The following is a 23,172-nucleotide window of genomic DNA, read 5'->3' as shown; positions in this document are numbered from 1 at the left end:
AAACTCTAATATTTCAAGAGTTTTGACCTTCAAAGACTTTAAATTAAGCCTAGTTAATGGAGACGGCGGGAGTCGAACCCGCGTCCGAAGGCATCGTAACGCATGCTTCTACGTGTGTAGTTTATCTATTGGATCTCAATGTGACACTGCCGATAAACAGGCGTTGTCCCATCCAGTCTGATTCATCTCTTCTTCGCGCCCTCAGACGGCGAGGTTGAAGCGTAGCTTGCTTAGTTTGAGACCCTGAAAGTCATCCACACAAGCGATGGATGTCAGGATCCGCAGGGCACTTAGGCTGCTGCGAGTTGTGTGTTAGTTTTGCCAGTTATAGGCGTTTGCGTTTTAACGAGGCCGACCCCTCGACACGCCACATACGACCGACCTACCCCCGTCGAATCCATAACGTCCCCGAGGTGGTAATTGGTACTACAACAACTATACCACAATCAGGTCTCGCTGTCAGTATTTTTGCCGGTCCCGGAGTGCCCGGTCGACGTCACGCTTCGCGTCTTTCTTCTTCAAGTCATCGCGCTTGTCATACTTCTTCTTCCCGCGCCCGATGCCGAGGAGACATTTAGCGAAGCCGTTCTTGAGATACACTTTGAGCGGGATGATCGTATACCCGTCCCGGCCTTGTGCGCCGATGAGCTGGTTGATTTGTTTTTTATGCAACAATAGCTTTCGGATACGGAGCGGCTCGTGATTGAACCGGTTCCCTTGCTCGAACGGGCTGATATGACAGTTGTGAAGCGTTGCCTCGCCACCGTCAAAGCGGACATACGCGTCAGCGATGTTGATCTTCGACTGGCGCACCGATTTAATCTCGGTCCCGGTCAACACCATGCCGGCTTCAATCGTATCTTCGATCGCATAATCGAAGGACGCTTTTCGGTTTTGCGCGAGCGCGTTCGAATCTTTCTTCTTGGCCATATTACTCAGTCCTTTATATCAAATTACGGAAGGGGTCTCCCCCTCCCGTCAGCGACGTTTCTTCGCTCCGCGTTTCGCGTCGCCTGTTCGTTTTTGACCGTCTTGTTTCTTCAGATCGAGCGCCGAACGTCCTTGTGACGATTTCGGCTTCTCACCTGGCTTACTCGGCTTGCTCGCTTGGCCCGGTTTTCCTGGTTGTCCAGGCTTGCCTGGCTTACCGCGTTTCGGACGTTTGTCGTCACGACCGCGTCCACCGCGCTTATCGTCTTTCTTCGGACGACCTTCCGTCGCTTTGATCGTCGTCGGTTGGCGACGACGTGTCTGTTCACGTTTTGGCATACCGACGACCGTGAAGTCGATCGTGCGCTCGTCTAGGTTGACGGCGTCGACTTTGACCCGGACCGAGTCCCCGATCCGGAACTGACGTTTCGTCCGCTCGCCGAGCAACATGAGCTGTGACTCGTCGAAGTGGTAGTAATCATCCATCGTTTGAAGACGGACGAGCCCTTCGATCGTGTTCGGGAGCTCGATGAACATCCCGAAGTTCGTGATACCGCTGACGACACCGTCGAACTCTTCACCGAGACGTGACTCCATGTACTCGGCTTTCTTGAGCGCTTGCGTCTCCCGTTCAGCGTCGACCGAGCGACGTTCGCGTCTCGACGTCTGTTCGGCGATCGAACTGAGACGTTCCTCGTACTTGGCGATCGTCTTGTCCGACAAGTCCTGGTTGAAGGCGTACGTCCGCATGAGACGGTGGACGATCAAGTCAGGGTAACGACGGATCGGCGACGTGAAGTGCGTATAGAAGTCGGTCGCAAGACCGAAGTGACCGAGCGAGACGTCGTCATACTTCGCCTGTTGCATCGAGCGCAACATGATCGTGCTGATGACCGGCTCTTCCGGCTGACCTTCGATCGCTTTCAAGATCTTCTGAAGCGTCTTCGGTTCGACTTTTTGGCCTTTGAAGCGTTCGATATGCACGCCGAAGTTGGCGACGAAGTCGAAGAAGAAATCGAGCTTGTCTGATTTCGGGTTATCGTGTACACGGTAGATGAACGGGACGTCCATCTTGTGGAAGTGTTCGGCGACCGTCTCGTTGGCCGCGAGCATGAACTCCTCGATCAACTTCTCGGCGACCGAGCGTGGGCGCAAGACGATATCGGCTGCTTTCCCTTCCGTGTCGACGATGACTTTCGCCTCGGCGAAGTCGAAGTTGATGGCACCGCGCGAGTTACGGCGTGCACGAAGTACTTCCGCGAGTTCGGCCATGAGGTCGAATTCACCGATGTACGGCTCGTAGCGCGCGAGCGTCTCCTCGTCGTCACGTTCGATGATTTCACGGACGTTCGTATACGTCATCCGCTCCGTCGTCTTGATGACACTCGGGAACAGCTCATGGCTAACGACTTTCCCGTTTTGCGGCGAGATCTCCATGACACAGCTGAGCGTCAGGCGGTTGACGTGCGGGTTGAGTGAACAGATCCCGTTCGACAAGCGGTGTGGCAACATCGGGATGACACGGTCGACGAGATACACACTCGTCCCGCGCTCGAACGCCTCGACGTCGAGCGGTGAGCCTTCCTTGACGTAGTGCGACACGTCGGCGATGTGGACACCGAGTTCATAGTTGCCGTTGTTCAGTTTCTTGACGTGGACGGCATCGTCCAAGTCTTTCGCGTCTTCGCCGTCGATCGTGAAAATCGTCTCGTTACGCAGGTCGACACGGCCGATGAAGTCTTTATCGTCCGCCTCTTCCGGCACGGCGTTCGCCTGGTCGATGACGTCTTCCGGGAACTCCGTCGGGATGCCGTGCTTGTAGACGATCGACAAGATGTCGACGCCAGGGTCGTTCTTATGTCCGATGATACGGACGACGTCACACGCTCCGGCGAAACGTCCATCCGGATACTTCGTGATGCGGACGACGACTTTGTGTCCTTCGACGGCACCGAGCGATTTGTCTGTGTTGACGATCGGCCAGAAGTTGATGCGTTTGTCGTCCGGTTCAATGAAGGCGAACTGGTCGAGGCGGCCGCTCGGGAGTGTATACGTCCCGACAAATTCAGATAGGCCGCGCTTCAAGACTTTGAGCAATACGCCTTCTGTCTTGCCACGGTTATCCTCGCGTTTTTTGACGAGAATCGTATCGCCGTGATAGACGTCTTTCAATTGGTCCGGTGGCAAGAACACGTCTTCTGTCTCGCCTTCGACCGACAAGAAGCCGAAGCCGCGTTGGTGGATCGAAATGATCCCGGCCGCTTGGCCGAGCACGGCGAGCGTGCCGTAACGGTTCGTCCGCGTCCGGCCGATCAAGCCTTCCGCTTCAAGTTCGTTCAAGGTGCGGATGAGCTCTTTAAAGGCATCCGTCGACTCGAGCGCAAGACGCTCGGTCAATTGGTCTACAGTCAGCGCTTTGTCGCTTGCCTGGATGATTTCTAGTAGTTGGTCACGTAAATTCAACGTGACACCTCCTTTTTCACACTGACCAGTCTAACGTTTCGAGAAAATCGAGCACGTCCTGGTGCAGTTTCTCTTTTTCTTTGTCGAGGGTGATCACGTGTCCCGAATGCTCGTACATGAGCAGTTCTTTTTGGAACGCGTTGATCGCCTCGTAGATCTCGTGTGCAGATTGAGGATCGACCATGCGGTCTTTCGCTCCTTGGATGACGAGCGCCGGTACGAAGATATCTTCGAGCCGAGACGTCGTCTCCTCGACGAACGCACGTAAATCGGTGAGTGTCGGCATCGGTTTGAAGTCCGCCATCTCCCGTTCGATTTGTTCGGTCGATTTGTCTTCCCTTGATTTATATTCTCGGGCGTATGCCTGGACTCCTTTATACAATCGGTCCTCGGCATCGATTTCAGTCGGTGCGCACATCGGCACGACACCTTTGACGCTCGCTTCTGAAGCGAGACGGAGCGACATGACGCCGCCGAGCGATAGGCCACAGACGACGATTTCGTCGTAGCCTTTGTCTTTCAACGCTTGGTAGGCGTCTTGGACGTCCTGCCACCAGTCGTTCGGTCCAAATTCGAGCAACTCTTCTGGTGGGACGCCATGTCCCCGGTACTGGGGTCCCATGCACGTGTAGCCTTCTTTTTGTAGGAAACGACCGAGCATGCGGACGTCCGCGCTCGATCCTGTAAAGCCATGTAACATTAACACGGCACGTGGTCCGCCTTCGAAGAAGAACGGTTTCGGTGCACTCACTTTCATCGTCCAAGTCAACTCCTCATACATTCCATTATTCCCAAAAAATAATGCAAAAAAACAAAAGCTGACCGCCTCACGTAAAAACCGAGAACGATCAGCCTTTCATCATAGTGATGCGACTAGTAATCCTAAAATGAAAAACAATGTGCCTAGTACAGCTGCAGTTCGGTTCAAAACAGCGTCAAAGCCGCGTGCTTTCTGGCGGCCGAACAACTGCTCCGCGCCACCTGCAATCGCCCCAAGACCTTGCGACCGACCTGACATGAGCAGTACGACGACAATCAATAAAACAGCCACGACGAGCAGGCTGATTGTAGCGATCGTTTGCATAATAGTCAGTTCCTCCTTCTTTTTACACGCTTCTTATTATATAGAAGTTGTGATAAAAACGCCAGCTTTCAAATTAACGGGATGGGTAGCTGAACCCTTCCCCGATCACTTCTTTCACTTGGTGGATGACGACGAACGCACGAGGGTCGGTCACTTCGACGATTTTCTTGAGCGGACCGACTTGGCGCTTGTCGACGATCATGTACAACATGTTCTTATCTTGCTTCGAATAATGGCCGTGACCGTGGATGATCGTCGCTGAGCGGCCGAGCGTCTCCGTCAAGACGGCGGCGAGCTCTTCGTGCTTGTCACTGATGATCGTGACGGCTTTCCGGATGTTCAACCCTTCGGCGACGAGGTCGATGACCCACGAGCCGATGATGATGGCGATGAGCGTATAAAGCACGACTTGTTCCCCGAGGAAAAAGCCCGACGCCCCGACGACGATGACGTCGATGATGAACATCGAGACGGCGACGCTCATGTGGAGATAGCGTTCCATGAGCCGGGCGATGATGACCCCGCCCCCGGTCGTCCCGCCGACGCGGAGCACCATGCCGATGCCGACACCGATCAAGATCCCGGCATAAATCGCCGCGAGCAGTTTATCCTCGGCCGGGCTGCCCCAGTTATGGGTCAAGCTGAGGAAGAACGACGTCGCGACGACGGCGACGACCGAATAGACCATCGTCCGGCGGTCGAGCAACTTATAGCCGACGATGAACAACAGGCCGTTCCCGATGATCGACGTGATACCGAGGTCCCAACCGAACAAGTAGTACAAGATGATCGTGACCCCGAGCAGGCCGCCTTCCGAGAAGGCGTTCGGGACGGTGAAGTAGTTGACCCCAAAGGCGAGGATGAACGACCCGGCGATGATCCAGGCGATGTCCTTCAATGAGATCGATTGGAGTTTTTGCCAAACTTGTTGACGCAAAAGATGTTGTTGCTGACGTTTCATAAAAAATCCCCTTTCCATTTTGCATATAAAAAAGACCGCGGCAAAAGCCGCAGTCTTAACGTTGTACTGGCTTTGGCGCACCGTCTTTCATAATCGGCAACTTGCGGTCTGCGACGTTTTCGTAGACGTTCAAGAGTGCCTCTTTTTCCAAATCCCAGTTATATTTCTCACGCGCCGTCTTCGTGTTCTCTTTGACACGGGCGTAAAGTTCTTGATCTTCGAGCAGGCGGTTGACGCCCTCCGCAATCGATTGTGGATCGTGTGAGTCGACGACGACGCCGACGTCGTTGCCGGCGACGACACGTTCGATCTCAGGGAAGTCACACGACACGACCGGCACTTCGGCCATCAAGTATTCGAACAGCTTGTTCGATGACGCCGAGTAGTGGTTAAAACAGACGTTGTTCAAGACCTGGAAACCGAGATATGCGTTCATCGTGTAGTACGGTAACGCCTCGACCGGCACTTTATCAATCATCTTGACGCGGTCACTGACGCCTTCGTCCTCGATCATCTGTTTGATGACCGGCTTCAGTTTCCCATCGCCGATCATGACGAGCGTGCCTTCTTTAAAGTCTTTCGCCGCCAAGACGAGTTGTTCGAGACCGCGTCCCGCTTGGACGCCGCCTTGATAGAGCAAGATCTTCTCATCTTGCGGCAAATCGAGCAAGGCGTGCAAGTCTTTCCGGAGCGAGAAGTCGAGCGGACGGTAGAACGGATAGTTATGGAGCACGTACGGATAGAAACCGTACAACTCTTCGTTGTGCGCCGCACGCGTATGGTTCTCGACCATCATCGAATCGACGTATGGCAACAACCAGCCCTCAAGGTTACTTTGGATGTAGCCGTAACCGGTCCGGTCGGTCTGGACCTCATGCGAGTCGTAGACGATCTTGCCTTTATTGACGAGTTTGCCGGCGATCAACGCCTGCGGGAGCGTGTTCAAGTCGTTCGCGTGATAGAAGTCGTACGACTTCTTCGTCGAGGCGAACACCATCTCGAGCATCGCGCTCGCGTTGACGATGTTTTTACGGACCGGCGGGAGCAAAATCGCACCCGCTGCCGCGCCGAGACCGAGCATCGTCAGTGGCGCGAGGATGACTAATCCCGCCCCGACGAGTCCAGCCCCGAGTTGGCGCGTCTTCTTCTCCGACACCCACGTCCGGACTGATTTCAACGCCTTCATCCCGTTGACGAGAATCGACGGTTGACGTTTCACCCGGATGACGCGGAAACCTTCTGGGCGCATCTCTTCGGCCGGAAGATCTTTATTTTTAGGGTCTTGCAAGGCGATCAAATCGACCTCGTACCCCGCCTCGGCGAGCGCCGAGCATTCGCGAAGGACACGGGCGTCATTCGTAAAGTGGTTCCAAACAAACATACATACCTTCATCGTTGTTCCTCCATCAATAACTTTTCGATCACGTCATCGAGGACGTGTATATTGTTTTCCCAGCACAGGTTGTCTTTCACGTAACGGATACCGTTCGCCCCGAACTTATCGCGCAGGTCCGGACGATCGAGCAATGTCCTGAGTGACTGTTCAATCTCGTCGATGTCACGCTTCCGTGACACGTAGCCGACTTCCGCCGCTTCGATGACATTCGCCGCATGGCCTGACACCGCAGCGACGATCGGTTTGCCGACCGCCATATAATCGATTAATTTACCCGGGATGACCGTGTCGAACACGTCTTGGTCGATCAAGCTGACGAACGCGACGTCGGCATTTTTGATCGCTTGGAACGCCTCCGTCCGTGGCATCGCCTCGAGGAAGAGGAAGTTCTTGAATCCGCGGGCTTTAATCGTTGCTTTCAATTCGTTCTTCCGGTAACCGTAGCCGATCAGCTTGAAATGGACACGCGGCTCGTCTCGGAACCGCTCCGCGAGTTCAAGCAACAGCGACACGTCTTGGGCAAGCCCCATGTTGCCGGCGTATAAAATCTCCATCCGGTCGTCTTCGGGAACGGTCCGCTCCAAGTTGCGCTCGCTCACACGGATCGAGTTCGGCATATAGTGGATCATGCCATTGTCGACACCACGTTGGCGCAAATAGCTGCGGAAGCCTTCCGAGTTGATGATGATCGCATCGGCCGACTTGTAGAGACGTTTCTCGAACCAAAACGCGGGCGTGAGCATCCAGTCGTACTTGAACACACCGACACCTTTGACCGACTCCGGCCACAGGTCACGGACGTCGAGTACGAACGGGACGCCATGTTTTCGCTTCGCATACACCCCGACGAACGCCATAAAAAAAGACGGGGTCGTCGCGAAGACGACATCCGGTTTCGTATCGAGTGCTCTGACGGCGGCGACACCTTTGATCATCTGCTCGAGGAACAAGGCGAGCCGGCTCAACATGTTCGACGTATGCTTGCGCTGTTTCGTGATCAACCGCTTGATGAACGGTTGGTTGTTCAGCTCCGTGTCGTTCCAGAACCGGTCGTCTTTATACAAGTTGAAGTTCGGATACGACGGGGCGGCCGTGATGACCTCGACCTCGTAGCCGCGTTCTTTCATGAGATGCGTAATATTTTGCATCCGGTTGCCGGCGCTGCCGATCTCCGGATAATAGTTTTGACACACCATTAACATTGTTTTCAAAAATAACACACCTTACTGTTGTTCGAGTTCGTCCACGAACCGTTTCAAGAGCTTATGGACGTTGGTTTTTAAATCTGGGTCGCATAACGCATAGGCAATCGTCGCCTCGATAAAGCCGATCGGTTCCCCGACGTCAAAGCGACGTCCGTCAAATTCGTAGGCGAACACCGTCTGCGCCTCGTTCAAGCGCGCGATGGCGTCCGTCAATTGAATCTCGCCCCCGGTACCGATTTCTTGGGCCGATAACGCCTCAAAGACGTCAGGCGTCAAAATGTAGCGGCCGAGGATGGCGAGGTTCGAGGGTGCTTCTCCGGCGGGCGGTTTCTCAACGAACGTCCGCACCGGGATCAGCTTCCCTTCGACGGCAAGCGGGTCAATTATACCATATCGATTCGTCATTTCATACGGGACACGTTGGACCCCGATGATCGAGCGTTCATGTATCTCGTACTGCTCGATGAGCTGGCGTGTCGCCGGCACTTCTGCCTCGATGATATCATCTCCGAGCAGAACGGCGAACGGTTCGTCGCCGATGAACTTGCGGGCACACCAAATCGCGTGGCCGAGTCCTTTCGGCTCCTGTTGGCGTATGTAGTGGATGTTGGCGAGGTTTGACGAGTGGCGGACCGACTCGAGCAGCTCCGTCTTCCCTTTCGACTCGAGGTTTTGTTCGAGCTCGATGGCCCGGTCAAAATGGTCCTCGATGGCACGTTTGTTCTTCCCGGTCACGATGATGATGTCCTCGATCCCTGAGGCGACCGCCTCCTCGACGATGAACTGGATCGTCGGCTTGTTGACGATCGGGAGCATCTCTTTTGGCATCGCCTTCGTCGCCGGCAAGAAGCGCGTGCCGAGACCAGCGGCTGGGATGATGGCTTTGCGTACACGTTTCATGAACGTATCTCCTTTTTTCATTATGTAGATGATTATACCCAAAAATTCGACTTTCACGCACGCTCAAAACGGCCGTGACATGCGTCACGACCATTTCCAATCGTCCATACGTGTGTAAAGCCGCCACCGCTGTTGTCTGCAGGCAATCTAGCAGTGCCGCTCGGACGGTGTCACTTGGAACATAAATTCGTCTCGTTGTCACTCGCATCCAACGCTTAAATAACCGGTCCGAGTTGACGTCAACGGCATCAGACTGTGGGCGACTCCTTGGGGAGAGTGATGCAAGGATGACCCCGTAAAGCGCGAAGGCGCTGCGGAGGCATCCGCATCACCCCAGGAAAGCGTCCCACCGTCTGATGAAGTGTCGACAACAAAAAACAGGCCCGCCATAAGGCGGACCTGAAACAATCAATCAATTATTTTTTGAGGTTTTTGAGGTTGTAGAACGACTTGATGCCGTCGTATTTCGCTACATCGCCGAGCATGTCTTCGATGCGGAGAAGTTGGTTGTACTTCGCGATACGGTCTGTACGCGAGAGTGAACCAGTTTTGATTTGACCAGCGTTTGTCGCAACTGCGATATCAGCGATTGTCGCATCTTCTGTTTCACCAGAACGGTGCGAGATAACTGCTGTGTAGCCAGCTTTTTTAGCCATTTCGATCGCGTCGAATGTTTCTGTGAGCGTACCGATTTGGTTAACTTTGATGAGGATCGAGTTCGAGATGCCTTTTTCGATACCTTCAGCAAGTTTCTCAGTGTTCGTTACGAAGAGGTCATCCCCAACGAGCTGAACTTTGTGACCGATTTTGTCAGTGAGCAATTTGAAGCCGTCCCAGTCGTTTTCGTCGCAACCGTCTTCGATTGAGATGATTGGGTACTTGTCAACGAGCTCAGCGTAGAAGTCTACGAGCTCAGCAGTTGTCATTGACTTGCCTTCGCCAGCGAGTTCGTACTTGCCAGTCGACTTGTCGTAGAACTCAGACGATGCAACGTCCATTGCGAGGTAGATGTCTTCGCCAGCTTTGTAACCAGCTTTTTCGATCGCTTCAAGGATAACTGTGATCGCTTCTTCGTTCGACTTAAGGTTTGGTGCGAAACCACCTTCGTCACCGACAGCTGTGTTAAGACCCATACCAGAAAGAACTGATTTGAGGGCGTGGAATACTTCTGCACCCATGCGGAGCGCTTCACGGAACGTTGGCGCGCCTACAGGCATAATCATGAACTCTTGGAAGTCAACGTTGTTGTCAGCGTGCGAACCACCGTTGATGATGTTCATCATTGGAGTTGGAAGCGTCTTCGCGTTGAATCCACCGAGGTACGTGTAAAGTGGAAGGCCGAGCTCGTCTGCTGCTGCGTGTGCTGCTGCCATTGAGACACCGAGGATCGCGTTTGCGCCGAGTTTACCTTTGTTTTTCGTACCGTCGAGCTCGATCATTTTCGCATCGAGTGCGTTTTGGTCGAAGACATCGTAGCCGATGAGTTCAGGTGCGATTGTGTCGTTTACGTTAGCAACGGCTTTGAGTACGCCTTTACCAAGGTAACGTGACTTGTCGCCATCGCGAAGCTCTACTGCTTCGTGCTCACCAGTTGATGCGCCTGATGGGACGAGGGCACGACCGAAGCCGCCGTCTTCTGTGAATACTTCTACTTCGATTGTTGGGTTACCGCGTGAATCCAAAATTTCGCGTGCGTAAATTTCTGTGATCATTGACATAAAAATCGCTCCTTTTTGTTTGGAAAATGTAGTTTACTTCTTAACGATTGACGTACCGGTCATTTCAGCCGGTTGCTCTCCTCCGAGGAGGTGTAAGAGCGTCGGCGCGAGGTCGCAAAGCGAACCTTTCATAACTGGTTTCAGTTCAACGCCTGGCTTCGTGACGATACACGGTACAGGTTCTGTCGTATGGGCCGTCATCGGTGAGCCGTCCGGGTTCGTGACAAGGTCAGCGTTCCCGTGGTCCGCCGTGATGATCGCCGCGCCGCCTTTGGCGAGTAGTGCGTCCACTACTTTACCGAGGCATTCGTCGACGACTTCGACCGCTTTTTTCGTCGGTTCAAGCATACCGGAATGGCCGACCATGTCCGGGTTCGCGTAGTTGATGATATACGCGTCGTACGTGTCTGATTCGATGCGCTCGAGAAGACCTTCTGTGAGCTCGTATGCGCTCATTTCCGGTTTCAAGTCGTACGTCGCTACTTTCGGCGACGGGACGAGGAAGCGATCTTCACCTTCGAACGGTGTTTCTTGTTGTCCGTTCAAGAAGAACGTGACGTGCGGGTATTTCTCAGTTTCCGCGGCGCGGAGCTGTTTGTACCCTTGCGCGGCGAGCGTTTCGCCGAGCGTGTTTTTCAAATCTTCCGGCGGGAAGACGATATCCGTATCGATCTCATCCGAGAATTTCGTCATCGAGACGAGCAAGACGTTCTCCGGATGCGCGCTCGAGAGCTCGAACCCTTTGAAGCCTGTCTTCTCTTTGAACACTTTCGCGAGTTCGATCGCCCGGTCCGGACGGAAGTTGAAGAACATGATCGCGTCGTTGTCTTTGATCGTCGCGACCGGTTGACCGTCTTTCTCGATGACCGTCGGCAAGACGAACTCATCTGTCAAACCGTCTGCGTACGACTTGTTGAGCACGTCGACCGCATTCGTTCCGACTTCGCCTTTCGCGTTGACGAGGACGTCGTAAACTTTTACGACGCGTTCCCAACGGTTGTCGCGGTCCATGGCATAGTAACGTCCAGACACACTAGCGACTTGACCGACACCGAGTTCAGCGAGCTTCGCTTCCGTCTGTTCGAGGAAGCTTGCACCTGATTTCGGATCACAGTCACGGCCGTCCGTGAAAGCGTGAATGAATACTTTTTCAATGCCGTGGAGTTTCGCGAACTCGACGATGGCAAACATGTGCTGGATGTGGGAATGGATCCCACCGTCTGAGACGAGCCCCATGATGTGGAGGCTTGAATCATACTTCTTCACATGTCCCGCCAAATGGTTCATCGCTTGACGGTCGAAGAGCGACCGGTCTTTGATGGCGTTGTTGACGCGTGAAAGTGACTGATAGACGACCCGGCCGGCACCGATGTTCAAGTGACCGACTTCCGAGTTGCCCATCTGACCTTCCGGGAGACCGACGTACTCACCTTGCGCGTTTAACAGCGTGTGTGGATACGTCTCCCAGTAACGGTCGAAGTTCGGTTTGTTCGCCGCAGCGACCGCGTTACCGAACGTTTCGTTCCGCATACCGAAACCATCTAAGATGATAAGGGCGACAGGTCTTGCCATTTAAATCGCCTCCAACAACTTGAGGAACGAAGCAGCTTCGAGTGAAGCACCGCCGACGAGTGCGCCGTCGATGTCTTCTTGAGCCATATACTCCTTGATGTTCTCAGGTTTGACTGAACCGCCGTATTGGATGCGAACCGCAGCCGCCACGTCTTCACCGTAAAGGCCTTTTACAACGTCGCGAACGTATTTGCATGAGCTTTGCGCGTCTGCTTCGTCCGCTGATTTGCCAGTACCGATTGCCCAAACTGGCTCGTACGCGATGACGAGTTGTTTGACTTGGTCAGCTGAAAGATCGGCGAGGCCACCTTCGACTTGCGTCTTGATGACTTCTTCGAACTTGCCGCCTTCGCGCTCGTCAAGTGTTTCACCGACACAAACGATTGGCGTAAGACCGTGTTCGAACGCTTTTTTCGTTTTGCTGTTGATGAACGCATCTGACTCGCCGAAGTACTCACGGCGCTCCGAGTGTCCAAGGATGACGTAAGTGACGCCGAGGTTGGCGATCATCGCCGGGCTCGTTTCACCTGTGTATGCCCCGCTGTCTTTGTCGTACATGTTTTGCGCACTAAGCTTTAAGTTCGATCCTTTAGCCGCTTCTACCATTGGGGCTAAGAATACTGCTGGTGCACCAATCGCCGCGTCAACTTTGTCCGTTGACGGGATATTGTTTTTAACTTCCTCTACGAAAGCGACCGCTTCCGAGAGTGTTTTATTCATTTTCCAGTTACCTGCAATAATCGGTTTACGCATCGATAATCCTCCTCAGTTTTACTTGTCGTTCAACGCTTCGACGCCTGGAAGTTTCTTGCCTTCCATGAATTCGAGTGAAGCGCCGCCACCAGTTGAGATGTGACTCATCTTGTCAGCAAGGCCGAACTTGGCTGCTGCCGCGGCTGAGTCGCCACCACCGATGATTGAATACGCGTCGCTGTCTGCGAGTGCTTGAGCGACACCTTTCGTTCCGTTAGCGTATTTATCGAGTTCGAATACGCCCATCGGTCCGTTCCAAACGACAAGTTTCGATTCGCGAATCGCTTCCGCGTAAATTTCGACCGTCTTCGGTCCGATGTCGAGACCCATGTGATCCGCAGGGATCGAGTCGATATCGACTGGTCCGACGTATGTTTCTTCGCCGAATTCTTTCGCAATCACAGCGTCGACTGGCAACAAGAACTTCACGCCTTTGTCTTCTGCTTTTTTCATGAACTCACGAGCGAGGTCGAGCTTGTCTTCTTCAAGAAGTGACGTTCCGACTTCGTTCCCGAGTGCTTTCGAGAACGTGTACGAGAGTCCGCCACCGATGATGAGCGTGTCAACGATGTCGAGAAGGTGGTCGATAACCCCGATCTTGTCAGCAACTTTCGAACCGCCGATGATAGCCGTGAACGGGCGATCCGGGTTCGAGAGCGCTTTGCCGAGCACTTCAAGTTCTTTCTCCATCAATAAACCAGCAACCGCCGTGTCGACGTTTTGCGCGATCCCTTCCGTCGAGGCATGGGCACGGTGAGCCGCACCGAACGCGTCGTTGACGAAGACGTCAGCGAGCGCCGCAAAGCCTTTAGCGAGTTCTGGATCATTTTTCGTTTCACCAGGGTAGAAACGGACGTTTTCGAGAACGACGACGTCACCTTCACCAAGTTTTGAAACGGCTTCTTCTGCAACTGGACCGTACGCTTCTTCAGCGAGCGGTACGTCTTTGCCGAGAAGCTCACCTAGACGTTTTGCAACCGGTGCGAGCGAGTATTTTTCGTTCTTCTCGCCGCCTGGACGGCCGAGGTGGCTCGCCAAAATGACTTTCGCGCCGCCGTCGATCAAATGCTTGATCGTCGGAATAGCTGCTTGGATCCGCGTCTCGTCTTGAATGACGCCATCTTTAGTTGGAACGTTGAAGTCAACGCGGCAAAAGACGCGCTTCCCTTTTACATCGATGTCACGAATAGACTTTTTGTTCATAAACTTCGCCTCCATATGTCGTGCGTTTAAATTTCATAAATAGAGCGGAGAACAATCTCTTGTTTCCGCTCCTATTTGGTTCTATTTAGTTCACGAACTTACTTCGCGATTTCAGCAAAGTGCTTGAGTGTGCGAACCAATTGTGCAGTGTATGACATTTCGTTGTCGTACCATGCAACTGTTTTAACGAGTTGCTTGTCGCCGACTGTCATGACTTTCGTTTGTGTCGCATCGAAGAGTGAACCGTAAGTGATTCCGACGACGTCAGAAGATACGATTTCGTCTTCAGTGTAACCGAATGACTCGTTCGCTGCTTTTTTCATTGCTGCGTTGATTTCGTCAACAGAAACTTTTTTGTCAAGGACTGTTACGAGCTCAGTCAATGAACCAGTTGCGACTGGTACACGTTGTGCTGCGCCGTCAAGTTTACCTTGAAGTTCTGGGATAACAAGGCCGATCGCTTTAGCCGCACCAGTTGTGTTCGGTACGATGTTCGCTGCTGCCGCACGTGCACGACGGAAGTCACCTTTAGGGTGTGGAGCGTCGAGTGTGTTTTGGTCGCCAGTGTAAGCGTGGATTGTTGTCATGAGACCTTCGATGATTCCGAACTGATCTTGGAGAACTTTCGCCATTGGCGCCAAGCAGTTTGTTGTACAAGAAGCACCAGAGATTACTGTCTCAGAACCGTCAAGGATTTCGTGGTTCGTGTTGTAAACAACTGTCTTCATGTCACCTGTAGCCGGAGCCGAGATCACAACTTTTTTCGCGCCAGCTTTCAAATGAAGCTCCGCTTTTTCTTTGTCTGTGAAGAATCCAGTACATTCGAGGACGATGTCAACACCGAGCTCGCCCCATGGAAGTTCTTCTGGGTTGCGGTTAGCAAGTGTAACGACTTTCTCGCCGTTTACGAGGAAATGACCGTCGTGTACTTCAACTTCTCCGTCGAAACGACCTTGTGTCGTGTCATATTTGAGAAGGTGAGCAAGCATCTTCGTGTCAGTCAAGTCGTTGATTGCAACAACCTCGACTCCTTCGTTCTTGATGATCTCGCGGAATGCCAAGCGACCAATACGTCCAAATCCGTTAATACCAACTTTTACTGCCATAGTTAATTTCCTCCTTAGGGTAGAAGCTATTTATTAGAAGAGCCAACGGGGGTCAACTCTTTAATAACGATTTAATAATTCTGTGGCCGCACCTTCGTCTGTGACGAGGATGATGTTCGGCCTATGTTTCGCATATGCGGCAATCGCTTGTGCCTTTGACTTTCCTCCGGCGACGGCGATGACGGTGTCCATGTCGTCGAGCTCCTCTAATTGGATGCCGACCGTCTTGACCCGATGAACGATTTCGCCTTCTGCGTTGAAATAATATCCGAACGCTTCGGCGACGGCTTCGTGCCGTTCGATCATCCGCAAATGCTCCGGTGTGGCGTGACGACGTTTTGCCATCGTTTCGGCCTCACCAATTCCATGTACCACTATTCGAGCCGCTCTAATCATTTCCAGCACATTTTTTATGCTTGGTTCCTCCACCATCCGTTCAAACGTCTTTTGTGAAACCTCATCCGGAATGTGGAGTAAATGATAGTCGGCGTGGGCCCGGTCCGCCATCCGAGAACAGACGGTGTTCGCCTGTAACTCGAGCGTTTCGCCGAGCCCGCCGCGTGCCGGCACGAAATGCATCGGTCGTTCTTTTTTATCGGGCGACATCATTGCCGCAACCGATGCCATCGTCGTCCCGCCTGTGACCGCGATGATATTGTCGTCAGGTGCCAGTCGCGCTTTTAGCTGCGTGACGGCGGCCCGACCGATATCTCGCTGGACCCAGAACGTCTCGTCCGAATCTCCCGGTACGATGACGACTTGGCGAACGCCTAGTTTTTGCTCGAGAACTCGTGCGATTTGTGAAATCCCTAGGATTTCTCCCATGACCTCGTGCAAGTCTCTGAGAACGTTTCGGCCCGATTCTGTAAGTGAGATCCCTTGGGTCGCGACTGTGAGAAGACCTTGGTCTTTCAAAAAGTCGACTTCTCGTCTTAAGATTCGTTCCGTCAGCCCGAGGCTTGTGGCCAACGTCCGGCGGCCGATTGGCTGCATGAGCCGGACATAATGTAAGATGTCATAACGATGTCGGAGCGTGTCGAGCAGGTCAGGGACGATTTGCTTCTGAACTTGAATCAGTTGCTGGATCATGCTCATTCCCCCTCGACTTAAAGTGTGGACAAAAATTGTCCCACTTTTATTTTTACGTCCCACCGCTACGAGTTCATCTTACCAATCACCTTACCGTCTGGCAACCCCTTCAAACGTTTTTTTTCGATGTAAGCGTATACTTAACAAATTCTTCAACTTTCTCATCATCGTATCGCCCTTGACTGATAAGGGTTCCTTCATGTACAACGACGGGAATCTCAAATAAATATTTTTCTTCAAGCAACGCGTCGCCCGTGATGTCGATTTGCTCGAGCTCGAACGGATAATCTTCCTGTAGCCATTCGAGCATGACGAGCGCCTCCTCACAAAGCGAGCAGTTCTCCCGGCGATATAACGTCAGTACCATGTCATGTCTCCCCTTTCCATAACTGTCTTTCCCGCTCCCGCGAATTGCCAAAACCTAGCGCCTCACGATAATTCGCGACCGTCCGCCGCGTCACCGTGTAGCCGATCCGGGCCAGCTCATCGGTGAGCGCCTGGTCGCTCAAAGGCGCCGTCTCTTGTTGGATCAGCTCGGCGAGCGCCCGTTTAATCATGAACGGGGCTTGGCCGTGGTATGTGGCGCGGACGAAGAAGTGACGCCACTCCATCACGCCGCCCGCGGTCTTGGCGTACTTGCCTTGAATCGCGCGGCCGACCGTCGACTCATGCTTGCCGATCTCGATGGCGACTTCTTTTCGTGTGAGCGGATGCAGGACGAGTTGGCCGCGGAGCCAGTCCGCCTGGCGTCGCTCGATAACGGCCCACACAGAGCGGAGCGTCTCTGCGCGCATCGCGAGCGTCTCTTGCCACCACTTCGCCTCCCGGTCCGAACCGACGTCTAAGGCGATCACCGGGCTGAACCACGTCGTGATGAGTTCCCCGTCTTGAACGACGACCTCGAGTTCGGGCAGAATATGCTCGGTTTCTTCATATAATATTGGTGTCCTCGGGAGCGTGGCGACGATTCGGCTGATTCGCTCGTATTCGTCGGTCGTCATCCCGAGCCTGTCCGCTACATGCTCGACCTTTGCGTCAAGCGCCTCGAACACGTCGAGCACGTGTGGATCGTCATGCTCGATCGCGTGACGGTATTGACAGTCATGTTCTGAAATCGCACCGATCCCGGTCGGCTCTAAAAATAACAGTGCGCGCCGGGCCAAATCGACGTCCGTCATCTCGACACCGAATCGCTTCGCGAGGACGGCATCGGTCTCCGGCAGTAGCCCGCGATGGTCGAGCGCCATGACGAGTTGTTTTTGAAGCTGCTTTTGGGCCCCGGTCCCGCTTCCTTCGTCAATCTGTTCAAATAGCCGTGCTTCAAAACCGCCCGCCGCGTCCGCAATCCATTCGACCGTACCGCCCGTTGTGACGTGCGCGTTTCGTTTAGCCAACCGGGCGAGCTGCCACTCGAGCGCGACCCGGTCCGCCTCAAGAACCGGCAGACGCCGGACCATGTCTTGTGTCAGCTGAAGCTTCTGCAGTTGTTGCTGTTCTTGCCGTTGCATCGGTCACACCCCTCTCACTTCTAATTGTAACGAATGGTCGCCGAACGCGCTTGCAAAAAAAGACATAACAACAGGATTGCTTTTTCAAAAAAACAATTGTATAATAAATCGTGTCAGAGAACATGCACCCGTAGCTCAGGGGATAGAGCACTGGTTTCCGGTGCCAGGTGTCGGGAGTTCAAATCTCTCCGGGTGTATCAAATCAAGAGGTCAGGCAGATGCCTGGCCTCTTTTGTCGTTTATAATTGGCCGAACGGTGGAATATGTGAGAAACAAAGACTATCGTTTGACCAACATTGACTATAGCGGTTATGATAGGTTTACACGATACATACAAGGAGGCAAATTCAATGTTAATTCCAACAGTTATCGAACAAACAGGTCGCGGGGAACGCGCGTACGACATTTACTCACGCTTGCTTAAAGACCGGATCATCCTTCTCGGAAGCGCGATCGACGACAACGTCGCCAACTCGATCGTCGCCCAGCTTCTTTTCCTTGCAGCTGAGGACCCAGATAAGGACATCTCACTCTACATCAACAGCCCGGGTGGCTCGATCACTTCCGGAATGGCGATCTACGACACGATGAACTTCATCAAGCCGAACGTATCGACAATCTGTATCGGAATGGCCGCATCGATGGGTGCCTTCTTGCTCCAAGCCGGTGAAAAAGGTAAACGCTTCGCGCTTCCAAACGCGGAGATCATGATCCACCAACCGCTCGGCGGAACACAAGGTCAAGCGTCGGACATTAAAATCCACGCTGAACGGATCATCAAGATGCGTGAGAAGTTGAACCAAATCATGTCCGACAACACAGGACAGCCGCTTGAAGTCATCGAGCGCGACACAGAGCGCGACTACTTCATGTCAGCTGAAGAGGCGAGCAACTACGGTCTCATCGATAAAGTCATGACACGTTAACACGAAAACCCATTCTCAGCGGAGAATGGGTTTTTTATTTACTCTTCGACCTTGACGCCGAACACGTAACGGCTGTCGCCTTGTGCCCAGTCCCCGCCCGTCTCGAACAAATAGACGCCCGGTTCATCGGGAACGACTTGCTCGGACGGGACGAGTTCCCCGTCGACAATCTGATTGAATGAAAAGTTCGACGGCTCGGCGTGGAACGTCACGTCGATTTCAGCACCTGGTTTGACCGGGACGAGCTGCAGGTCGTCCGCTACCGGTAACCCGTGGTCTTCACATACCCCTTGTCCCTGATCGGACCAACAAAACGTCGACTGTCTCACTTCGGCGGTCACCGAACCGACCCGGACCGTCGGCAGTGGCGGGCGCAGCGACGATTCTGCTTTCCAAAGGGACATCGCGAGCAATCCTCCCCCGACTACCAGTAACCCGATCACTAACACCCATCGCCCTTTTCGCTTCAACGCACTCATCTCCTTTCCCTGTCTATTCCCCACTCCACAAAAAAGGACCCACTTTCGTGAGTCTTCCGTTCATTTCGGGCGTCGTAGCCCTTTCAACATATATCCACCTTTGAAATCGACCGGGTCGAACGCGACGAGGAACGCCTTCGGTTCATACTCCTCGACCAGTCGGCGCAATTCTTTCATCCGCGTCCGAGCCGCCAAGACATCAAGACGATAACGCGTTCCATCACGGCCTTGGCCTTGATAGTGCGTCACACCGTATCCGCTGTCGCGCATCTTTTGAATGAGCTCAGCCGGAAACTCTTGCGTGTGGACTTGGATCATGTTGTAGCCGATCGCAAGTTTCCGCTCGACGAAACCGCCGAGAAGAATACCGAGCCCGAACCCGACCGCATACACGATCATCCCGAGCGTCGTCAAATCTTGAAAGACGATACCGAGCGCGAAGATGTAGATGAGCGTCTCGAGCGTCCCGAACATGGCCGCAATCACCGTTTTCCCTTTGACGAGCATGATCGTCCGAAGCGTGAGCACCGGTACAAATAGTAATTGTAATAATAAAATGAGCAAGAGTTGGCTCGCTTGTCCCATAGGATCGACCTCCATTCCAATTCAGTAACTCCACTATTCCAAATTTCTGTGACGGATGCAACCAAAAAAGGCTGACCGCGGTCAGCCCTTTTCTCATTTGCTTAAATTATCAACGCTCGTGAGCAGTTCATAGTCTTTACGGATAACTTGGTAAATCGCGTTCGTATCACCCGACAACATCTCTTCAGCACGCAACTGGTTGAGGAAGAGGCTTGTCGCGAATGTCACGAGCGCACTTTTCGGAATCCCGATTTCTTTGGCCCGGTCCGTGATGACCCGGTCTAGCTCAGCGTCAATCGTGAGCGAGAGTCTTTTCTTTGCATTCGACATAATGTTGAAGCTCCTTTAGTTTACATTTCAAATTCCTATACACAATTGCTAATTATATAGGAAGAATGCTTTTGGCGCAACCGGTGTCAGGATGACCCGATTTCTTCGCCGCTGCGAACTTTCTCCGCAATCTGGTCGATTTTGCGAAGCCGGTGGTTGATGCCCGACTTCGAGATCGGTCCCGTCTCGAGCATCTCCCCGAGTTCTTGGAGCGACACGTCTTGATGGGTGACCCGAAGCTCGGCGATCTCGCGGAGCTTGACCGGTAAAACTTCAAGCCCGACCGTCCGTTCGAGATACTTGATATTCTCGACTTGCCGGAGCGCCGCCCCGACCGTCTTGTTCAAGTTCGCCGTCTCACAGTTGACGAGCCGGTTGACCGAGTTGCGCATGTCTTTGATGATGCGGGCGTCCTCAAAATCGAGCATGCCGCGCGTCGCCCCGATCAGTTTAAGGAAGTCGGAGATCTTCTCGCTCTCTTTGATGTAGAGGATATGCCCTTTTTTCCGCTCGAGCGTCTTCGCGTTCAAGCCGAAGCGGTTGGCGAGGTCACGGAGCGCCTGGTTATGGTTCTCATACAGACTGTACACCTCTAGATGATACGACGACGTCTTCGGATGGTTGATCGATCCCCCGGCGAGGAACGCACCACGCAAGTAAGCGCGGGCCAGGTTCTGGTTGCGCGTCATATCCGAGTTGAGTGTCCGGATCATCTCATAGTTCTCCCCGAGGATCTCTAGGTCACGGAGCATCGTCTCGGCGCGTTGCGAGACACGGACGATGTAGACGTTGTTCTTCTTCAACCGCATTTTCTTCCGGACGAACAGATCCAAGTGATGGTCGTACAGACGTTTCATGAGGGAGTAGATGCGGCGCGCGATCGCGGCGTTCTCGGTCGAGACGTCAAGCGTCATCCCCCGTCCTAAAGCGAGCGAGATGACACCGTTCATGCGGACGAGCGCGGACAATTCTGCTTTCGCCTCGGCATCGTTGACGTCGAGTTGCGTCAGTTCTTTTTTCACTTCTGAGGCAAAGCTCATCTCGGTCCCCTCCTTTCCATTCCTGCTATTTCAGTTCAAGCTCCTGGTACGAGCGTGGTTTCTTGATCCGCAGCACGCGTTGCATGACGAGCCCGGCAATCGCATCCGAATCGTGACGGATATAGTCACGGTTATAGTCGACGATGTCCCCGGCGAGCACGTTCGTGCCATAGTTGCGGAGCTTCTTCCGATCGAACCGGACTTCTTCCGATCCGTCTTCGAGGTAGCGCTCTAAATAAATATCTTCAATCGGTTCGTTGTTGACGACGATCGTATCGACCGTCGACTTCCCGAGGTACGCCTCGACCGACTTCAAATGCCGCATCGCGTCGTAGCCTTGCGTCTCACCCGGTTGCGTCATGACGTTACAAATATAGACGATCGGGACGCCGGCCCGGACGATGGCGTCGCGCACTTCCGGGATCAACAAGTTCGGAATGATGCTCGTATACAGGCTTCCCGGACCAAGGACGATCACGTCCGCCTGTTCAATCGCTTCGACGACACCCGGTGCTGCTTTGATGCCTTCTTCTAGCAAGAATAGGCGCTTGATCGCTTTTCCGACGAGCGGGATCTTTGATTCGCCTTTGACGATCGTCCCGTCCTCAAATTCAGCGGCGAGCGTCATGAGCGTCTCCGTGACCGGCAAGACCTTCCCTTGGGCGTTCAACAGCTGCGACAGCACGTTGATCGCTTTGACGAACGACCCTTCACAAATATGTGTCGCCGCCGTCAACATCAAGTTGCCGAGTGAATGACCTTCGAGCCCGTAGCCGCTGTCGAACCGATACTGTAAGATGCGGTCCATGAGCGGCTCGACTTCAGACAACGCCAAGATGACGTTACGGATATCCCCGGGCGGGAGCATATGGAACTCGTCGCGGAGCCGTCCCGAGCTGCCGCCGTCATCCCCGACCGTGACAATCGCCGTGATCGCGAGCGGATAATGCTTGAGACCACGGACGAGCGTCGATAGCCCCGTCCCGCCACCGATGGCGACAACTTTTCTCTCGCGTCTCATCTCACTTCTCCTTCGTCGCGTGGACGAGGTCGCGATGGACGGTCTTGACGTTGTAGCGCTCGGCGAAATGGGCCGATACTTTTTCAGCGAACGTGATCGAGCGGTGTTTCCCGCCCGTGCAACCGAAAGCGACGACGACTTGCGCTTTCCCTTCCCGCTTATATTGCGGCAACAGGAACTCGAGCATGTCGATCACTTTTTTATAGAACGCCCGCGCCTCAGGATGCGACATGACGTAGGTCTGGACTGCTTCCGTCTGCCCGGTGAGCGGCCTTAGCTCCGGGATGTAGAACGGGTTCGTGATGAAGCGGACGTCGAACAACAAGTCGATGTCGAGCGGCACGCCGTGCTTAAAGCCGAACGACATGAAGTTGACGGTGAACGGGATCCGTTCCTCGTTGAACTGGAGCAAGATCCGGTCTTTGAGCATTTGCGGCTTCAAGTCGCTCGTATCGTAGAGCGTGTGGGCCCGGTCACGGAACCCTTCGAGCAGCGAGCGCTCCATCTTGATGCCGACGAGCGGTGCGTCTTCCGGGGCGAGCGGATGCGACCGGCGCGTCTCTTTATAACGACGGACGAGCACGTCGTCCCGTGTGTCGAGATAGAGCAGATGCGGGTGCACGTTCTTTTGTTCGAGATCATCGATGACGATGAACAAGCTATCGATGAAGTCCGGCGTGCGCGTGTCGATCGCGACCGCGATCTTCGGACGGACCGAACTGATGACATCGATCAGCTGCGGCAACAGTACCGGCGGCAAGTTATCGACGCAAAAATAGCCGAGGTCCTCAAAGCTATTCATCGCGACCGATTTACCGGCCCCGCTCATCCCGCTGATGATGATCAATTCTTCTAATCCTTTAAAGTCTTCCATGTCGCTGACGCCCCCTTAAATTTGACAAC

General features: G+C 53.7%; 23 protein-coding genes, 1 tRNA gene and 1 other RNA gene. 2 read left to right on the top strand and 23 right to left on the bottom strand.

The features are described 5' to 3' along the window. Window positions 1-54: 54 nt before the first annotated feature. From ssrA to BJU60_RS09800, 17 genes are all read right to left on the bottom strand, one after another. Window positions 55-410, bottom strand: a transfer-messenger RNA (tmRNA) gene (gene ssrA / locus BJU60_RS09880). 49 nt (window positions 411-459) lie between these two features. Continuing rightward, window positions 460-930, bottom strand: coding sequence for an SsrA-binding protein SmpB (smpB, locus tag BJU60_RS09875; protein ID WP_070328710.1), 471 nt, complete (start codon window positions 928-930; stop codon window positions 460-462). Between the two features lie 48 nt (window positions 931-978). Then, on the bottom strand, window positions 979-3,393 hold the full coding sequence (gene rnr / locus BJU60_RS09870; protein ID WP_070328709.1) for a ribonuclease R: 2,415 nt from the start codon (window positions 3,391-3,393) through the stop codon (window positions 979-981). Between the two features lie 16 nt (window positions 3,394-3,409). Then, window positions 3,410-4,150, bottom strand: a complete 741-nt coding sequence (locus tag BJU60_RS09865; RefSeq protein ID WP_070328793.1) for an alpha/beta hydrolase — start codon at window positions 4,148-4,150, stop codon at window positions 3,410-3,412. Between the two features lie 102 nt (window positions 4,151-4,252). Continuing rightward, a complete protein-coding gene (gene secG / locus BJU60_RS09860) occupies window positions 4,253-4,477 on the bottom strand; it encodes a preprotein translocase subunit SecG (RefSeq protein ID WP_012726902.1) in 225 nt (74 codons plus the stop codon). Between the two features lie 73 nt (window positions 4,478-4,550). Beyond that, window positions 4,551-5,438: a YitT family protein gene (locus BJU60_RS09855; RefSeq protein WP_167615727.1), complete on the bottom strand. Its 888-nt coding sequence runs from the start codon at window positions 5,436-5,438 to the stop codon at window positions 4,551-4,553. Between the two features lie 55 nt (window positions 5,439-5,493). Further along, window positions 5,494-6,831: a glycosyltransferase gene (locus BJU60_RS09850; protein ID WP_070328708.1), complete on the bottom strand. Its 1,338-nt coding sequence runs from the start codon at window positions 6,829-6,831 to the stop codon at window positions 5,494-5,496. Then, complete coding sequence (locus BJU60_RS09845) at window positions 6,828-8,036, bottom strand: glycosyltransferase family 4 protein (RefSeq protein WP_236633718.1); 1,209 nt, start codon at window positions 8,034-8,036, stop codon at window positions 6,828-6,830. The genes BJU60_RS09850 and BJU60_RS09845 overlap by 4 nt, the downstream gene beginning before the upstream one ends. Window positions 8,037-8,057: 21 nt before the next feature. Next, window positions 8,058-8,939, bottom strand: coding sequence for a UTP--glucose-1-phosphate uridylyltransferase GalU (gene galU, locus BJU60_RS09840; RefSeq protein ID WP_070328706.1), 882 nt, complete (start codon window positions 8,937-8,939; stop codon window positions 8,058-8,060). 416 nt (window positions 8,940-9,355) lie between these two features. Further along, window positions 9,356-10,657, bottom strand: a complete 1,302-nt coding sequence (eno, locus tag BJU60_RS09835; protein WP_070328705.1) for a phosphopyruvate hydratase — start codon at window positions 10,655-10,657, stop codon at window positions 9,356-9,358. Window positions 10,658-10,690: 33 nt separating this feature from the next. After that, on the bottom strand, window positions 10,691-12,229 hold the full coding sequence (gene gpmI / locus BJU60_RS09830) for a 2,3-bisphosphoglycerate-independent phosphoglycerate mutase (protein ID WP_070328704.1): 1,539 nt from the start codon (window positions 12,227-12,229) through the stop codon (window positions 10,691-10,693). After that, window positions 12,230-12,982, bottom strand: coding sequence for a triose-phosphate isomerase (gene tpiA / locus BJU60_RS09825; protein ID WP_070328703.1), 753 nt, complete (start codon window positions 12,980-12,982; stop codon window positions 12,230-12,232). Window positions 12,983-13,000: 18 nt separating this feature from the next. Then, window positions 13,001-14,185, bottom strand: a complete 1,185-nt coding sequence (locus BJU60_RS09820) for a phosphoglycerate kinase (protein WP_070328702.1) — start codon at window positions 14,183-14,185, stop codon at window positions 13,001-13,003. Window positions 14,186-14,283: 98 nt separating this feature from the next. Continuing rightward, window positions 14,284-15,291, bottom strand: coding sequence for a type I glyceraldehyde-3-phosphate dehydrogenase (gene gap, locus BJU60_RS09815; RefSeq protein ID WP_070328701.1), 1,008 nt, complete (start codon window positions 15,289-15,291; stop codon window positions 14,284-14,286). Window positions 15,292-15,351: 60 nt separating this feature from the next. Continuing rightward, a complete protein-coding gene (locus BJU60_RS09810; RefSeq protein WP_070328791.1) occupies window positions 15,352-16,377 on the bottom strand; it encodes a sugar-binding transcriptional regulator in 1,026 nt (341 codons plus the stop codon). 112 nt (window positions 16,378-16,489) lie between these two features. Next, window positions 16,490-16,747 (bottom strand): glutaredoxin family protein, encoded by a 258-nt coding sequence (locus BJU60_RS09805; RefSeq protein ID WP_070328700.1) that lies wholly within the window; start codon window positions 16,745-16,747, stop codon window positions 16,490-16,492. A 1-nt stretch (window position 16,748) separates the two neighbouring features. Beyond that, a complete protein-coding gene (locus BJU60_RS09800) occupies window positions 16,749-17,888 on the bottom strand; it encodes a Fis family transcriptional regulator (RefSeq protein WP_070328699.1) in 1,140 nt (379 codons plus the stop codon). Between the two features lie 124 nt (window positions 17,889-18,012). Here BJU60_RS09800 and BJU60_RS09795 point away from each other — a divergent pair. Together BJU60_RS09795 and clpP are read left to right on the top strand one after the other, a co-directional pair. Then, a tRNA-Arg gene (locus BJU60_RS09795) sits at window positions 18,013-18,085 on the top strand. A gap of 114 nt (window positions 18,086-18,199) precedes the next feature. Then, window positions 18,200-18,814, top strand: a complete 615-nt coding sequence (clpP, locus tag BJU60_RS09790; protein WP_269089713.1) for an ATP-dependent Clp endopeptidase proteolytic subunit ClpP — start codon at window positions 18,200-18,202, stop codon at window positions 18,812-18,814. A 38-nt stretch (window positions 18,815-18,852) separates the two neighbouring features. Here clpP and BJU60_RS09785 read toward each other — a convergent pair whose 3' ends face one another. The 6 genes from BJU60_RS09785 to rapZ form a co-directional block, all read right to left on the bottom strand. Continuing rightward, a complete protein-coding gene (locus BJU60_RS09785; protein WP_070328698.1) occupies window positions 18,853-19,293 on the bottom strand; it encodes a hypothetical protein in 441 nt (146 codons plus the stop codon). A 60-nt stretch (window positions 19,294-19,353) separates the two neighbouring features. Beyond that, window positions 19,354-19,878 (bottom strand): DUF2179 domain-containing protein, encoded by a 525-nt coding sequence (locus BJU60_RS09780; protein WP_236633352.1) that lies wholly within the window; start codon window positions 19,876-19,878, stop codon window positions 19,354-19,356. A 93-nt stretch (window positions 19,879-19,971) separates the two neighbouring features. Next, a complete protein-coding gene (locus BJU60_RS09775) occupies window positions 19,972-20,208 on the bottom strand; it encodes a hypothetical protein (RefSeq protein WP_016508644.1) in 237 nt (78 codons plus the stop codon). 86 nt (window positions 20,209-20,294) lie between these two features. Next, on the bottom strand, window positions 20,295-21,248 hold the full coding sequence (gene whiA / locus BJU60_RS09770; protein ID WP_070328696.1) for a DNA-binding protein WhiA: 954 nt from the start codon (window positions 21,246-21,248) through the stop codon (window positions 20,295-20,297). 25 nt (window positions 21,249-21,273) lie between these two features. Next, window positions 21,274-22,269, bottom strand: coding sequence for a gluconeogenesis factor YvcK family protein (locus tag BJU60_RS09765; RefSeq protein WP_070328695.1), 996 nt, complete (start codon window positions 22,267-22,269; stop codon window positions 21,274-21,276). A 1-nt stretch (window position 22,270) separates the two neighbouring features. After that, entirely contained in the window at window positions 22,271-23,143 is an 873-nt protein-coding gene (gene rapZ, locus BJU60_RS09760; protein WP_070328694.1) for an RNase adapter RapZ, read from the bottom strand. Between the last annotated feature and the right edge of the window lie 29 nt (window positions 23,144-23,172).

Source organism: Exiguobacterium aurantiacum, from assembly GCF_001766415.1.
GTDB classification, from domain to species: domain Bacteria; phylum Bacillota; class Bacilli; order Exiguobacteriales; family Exiguobacteriaceae; genus Exiguobacterium; species Exiguobacterium aurantiacum_A.
This window is presented reverse-complemented; position numbering and strand designations above follow the sequence as displayed.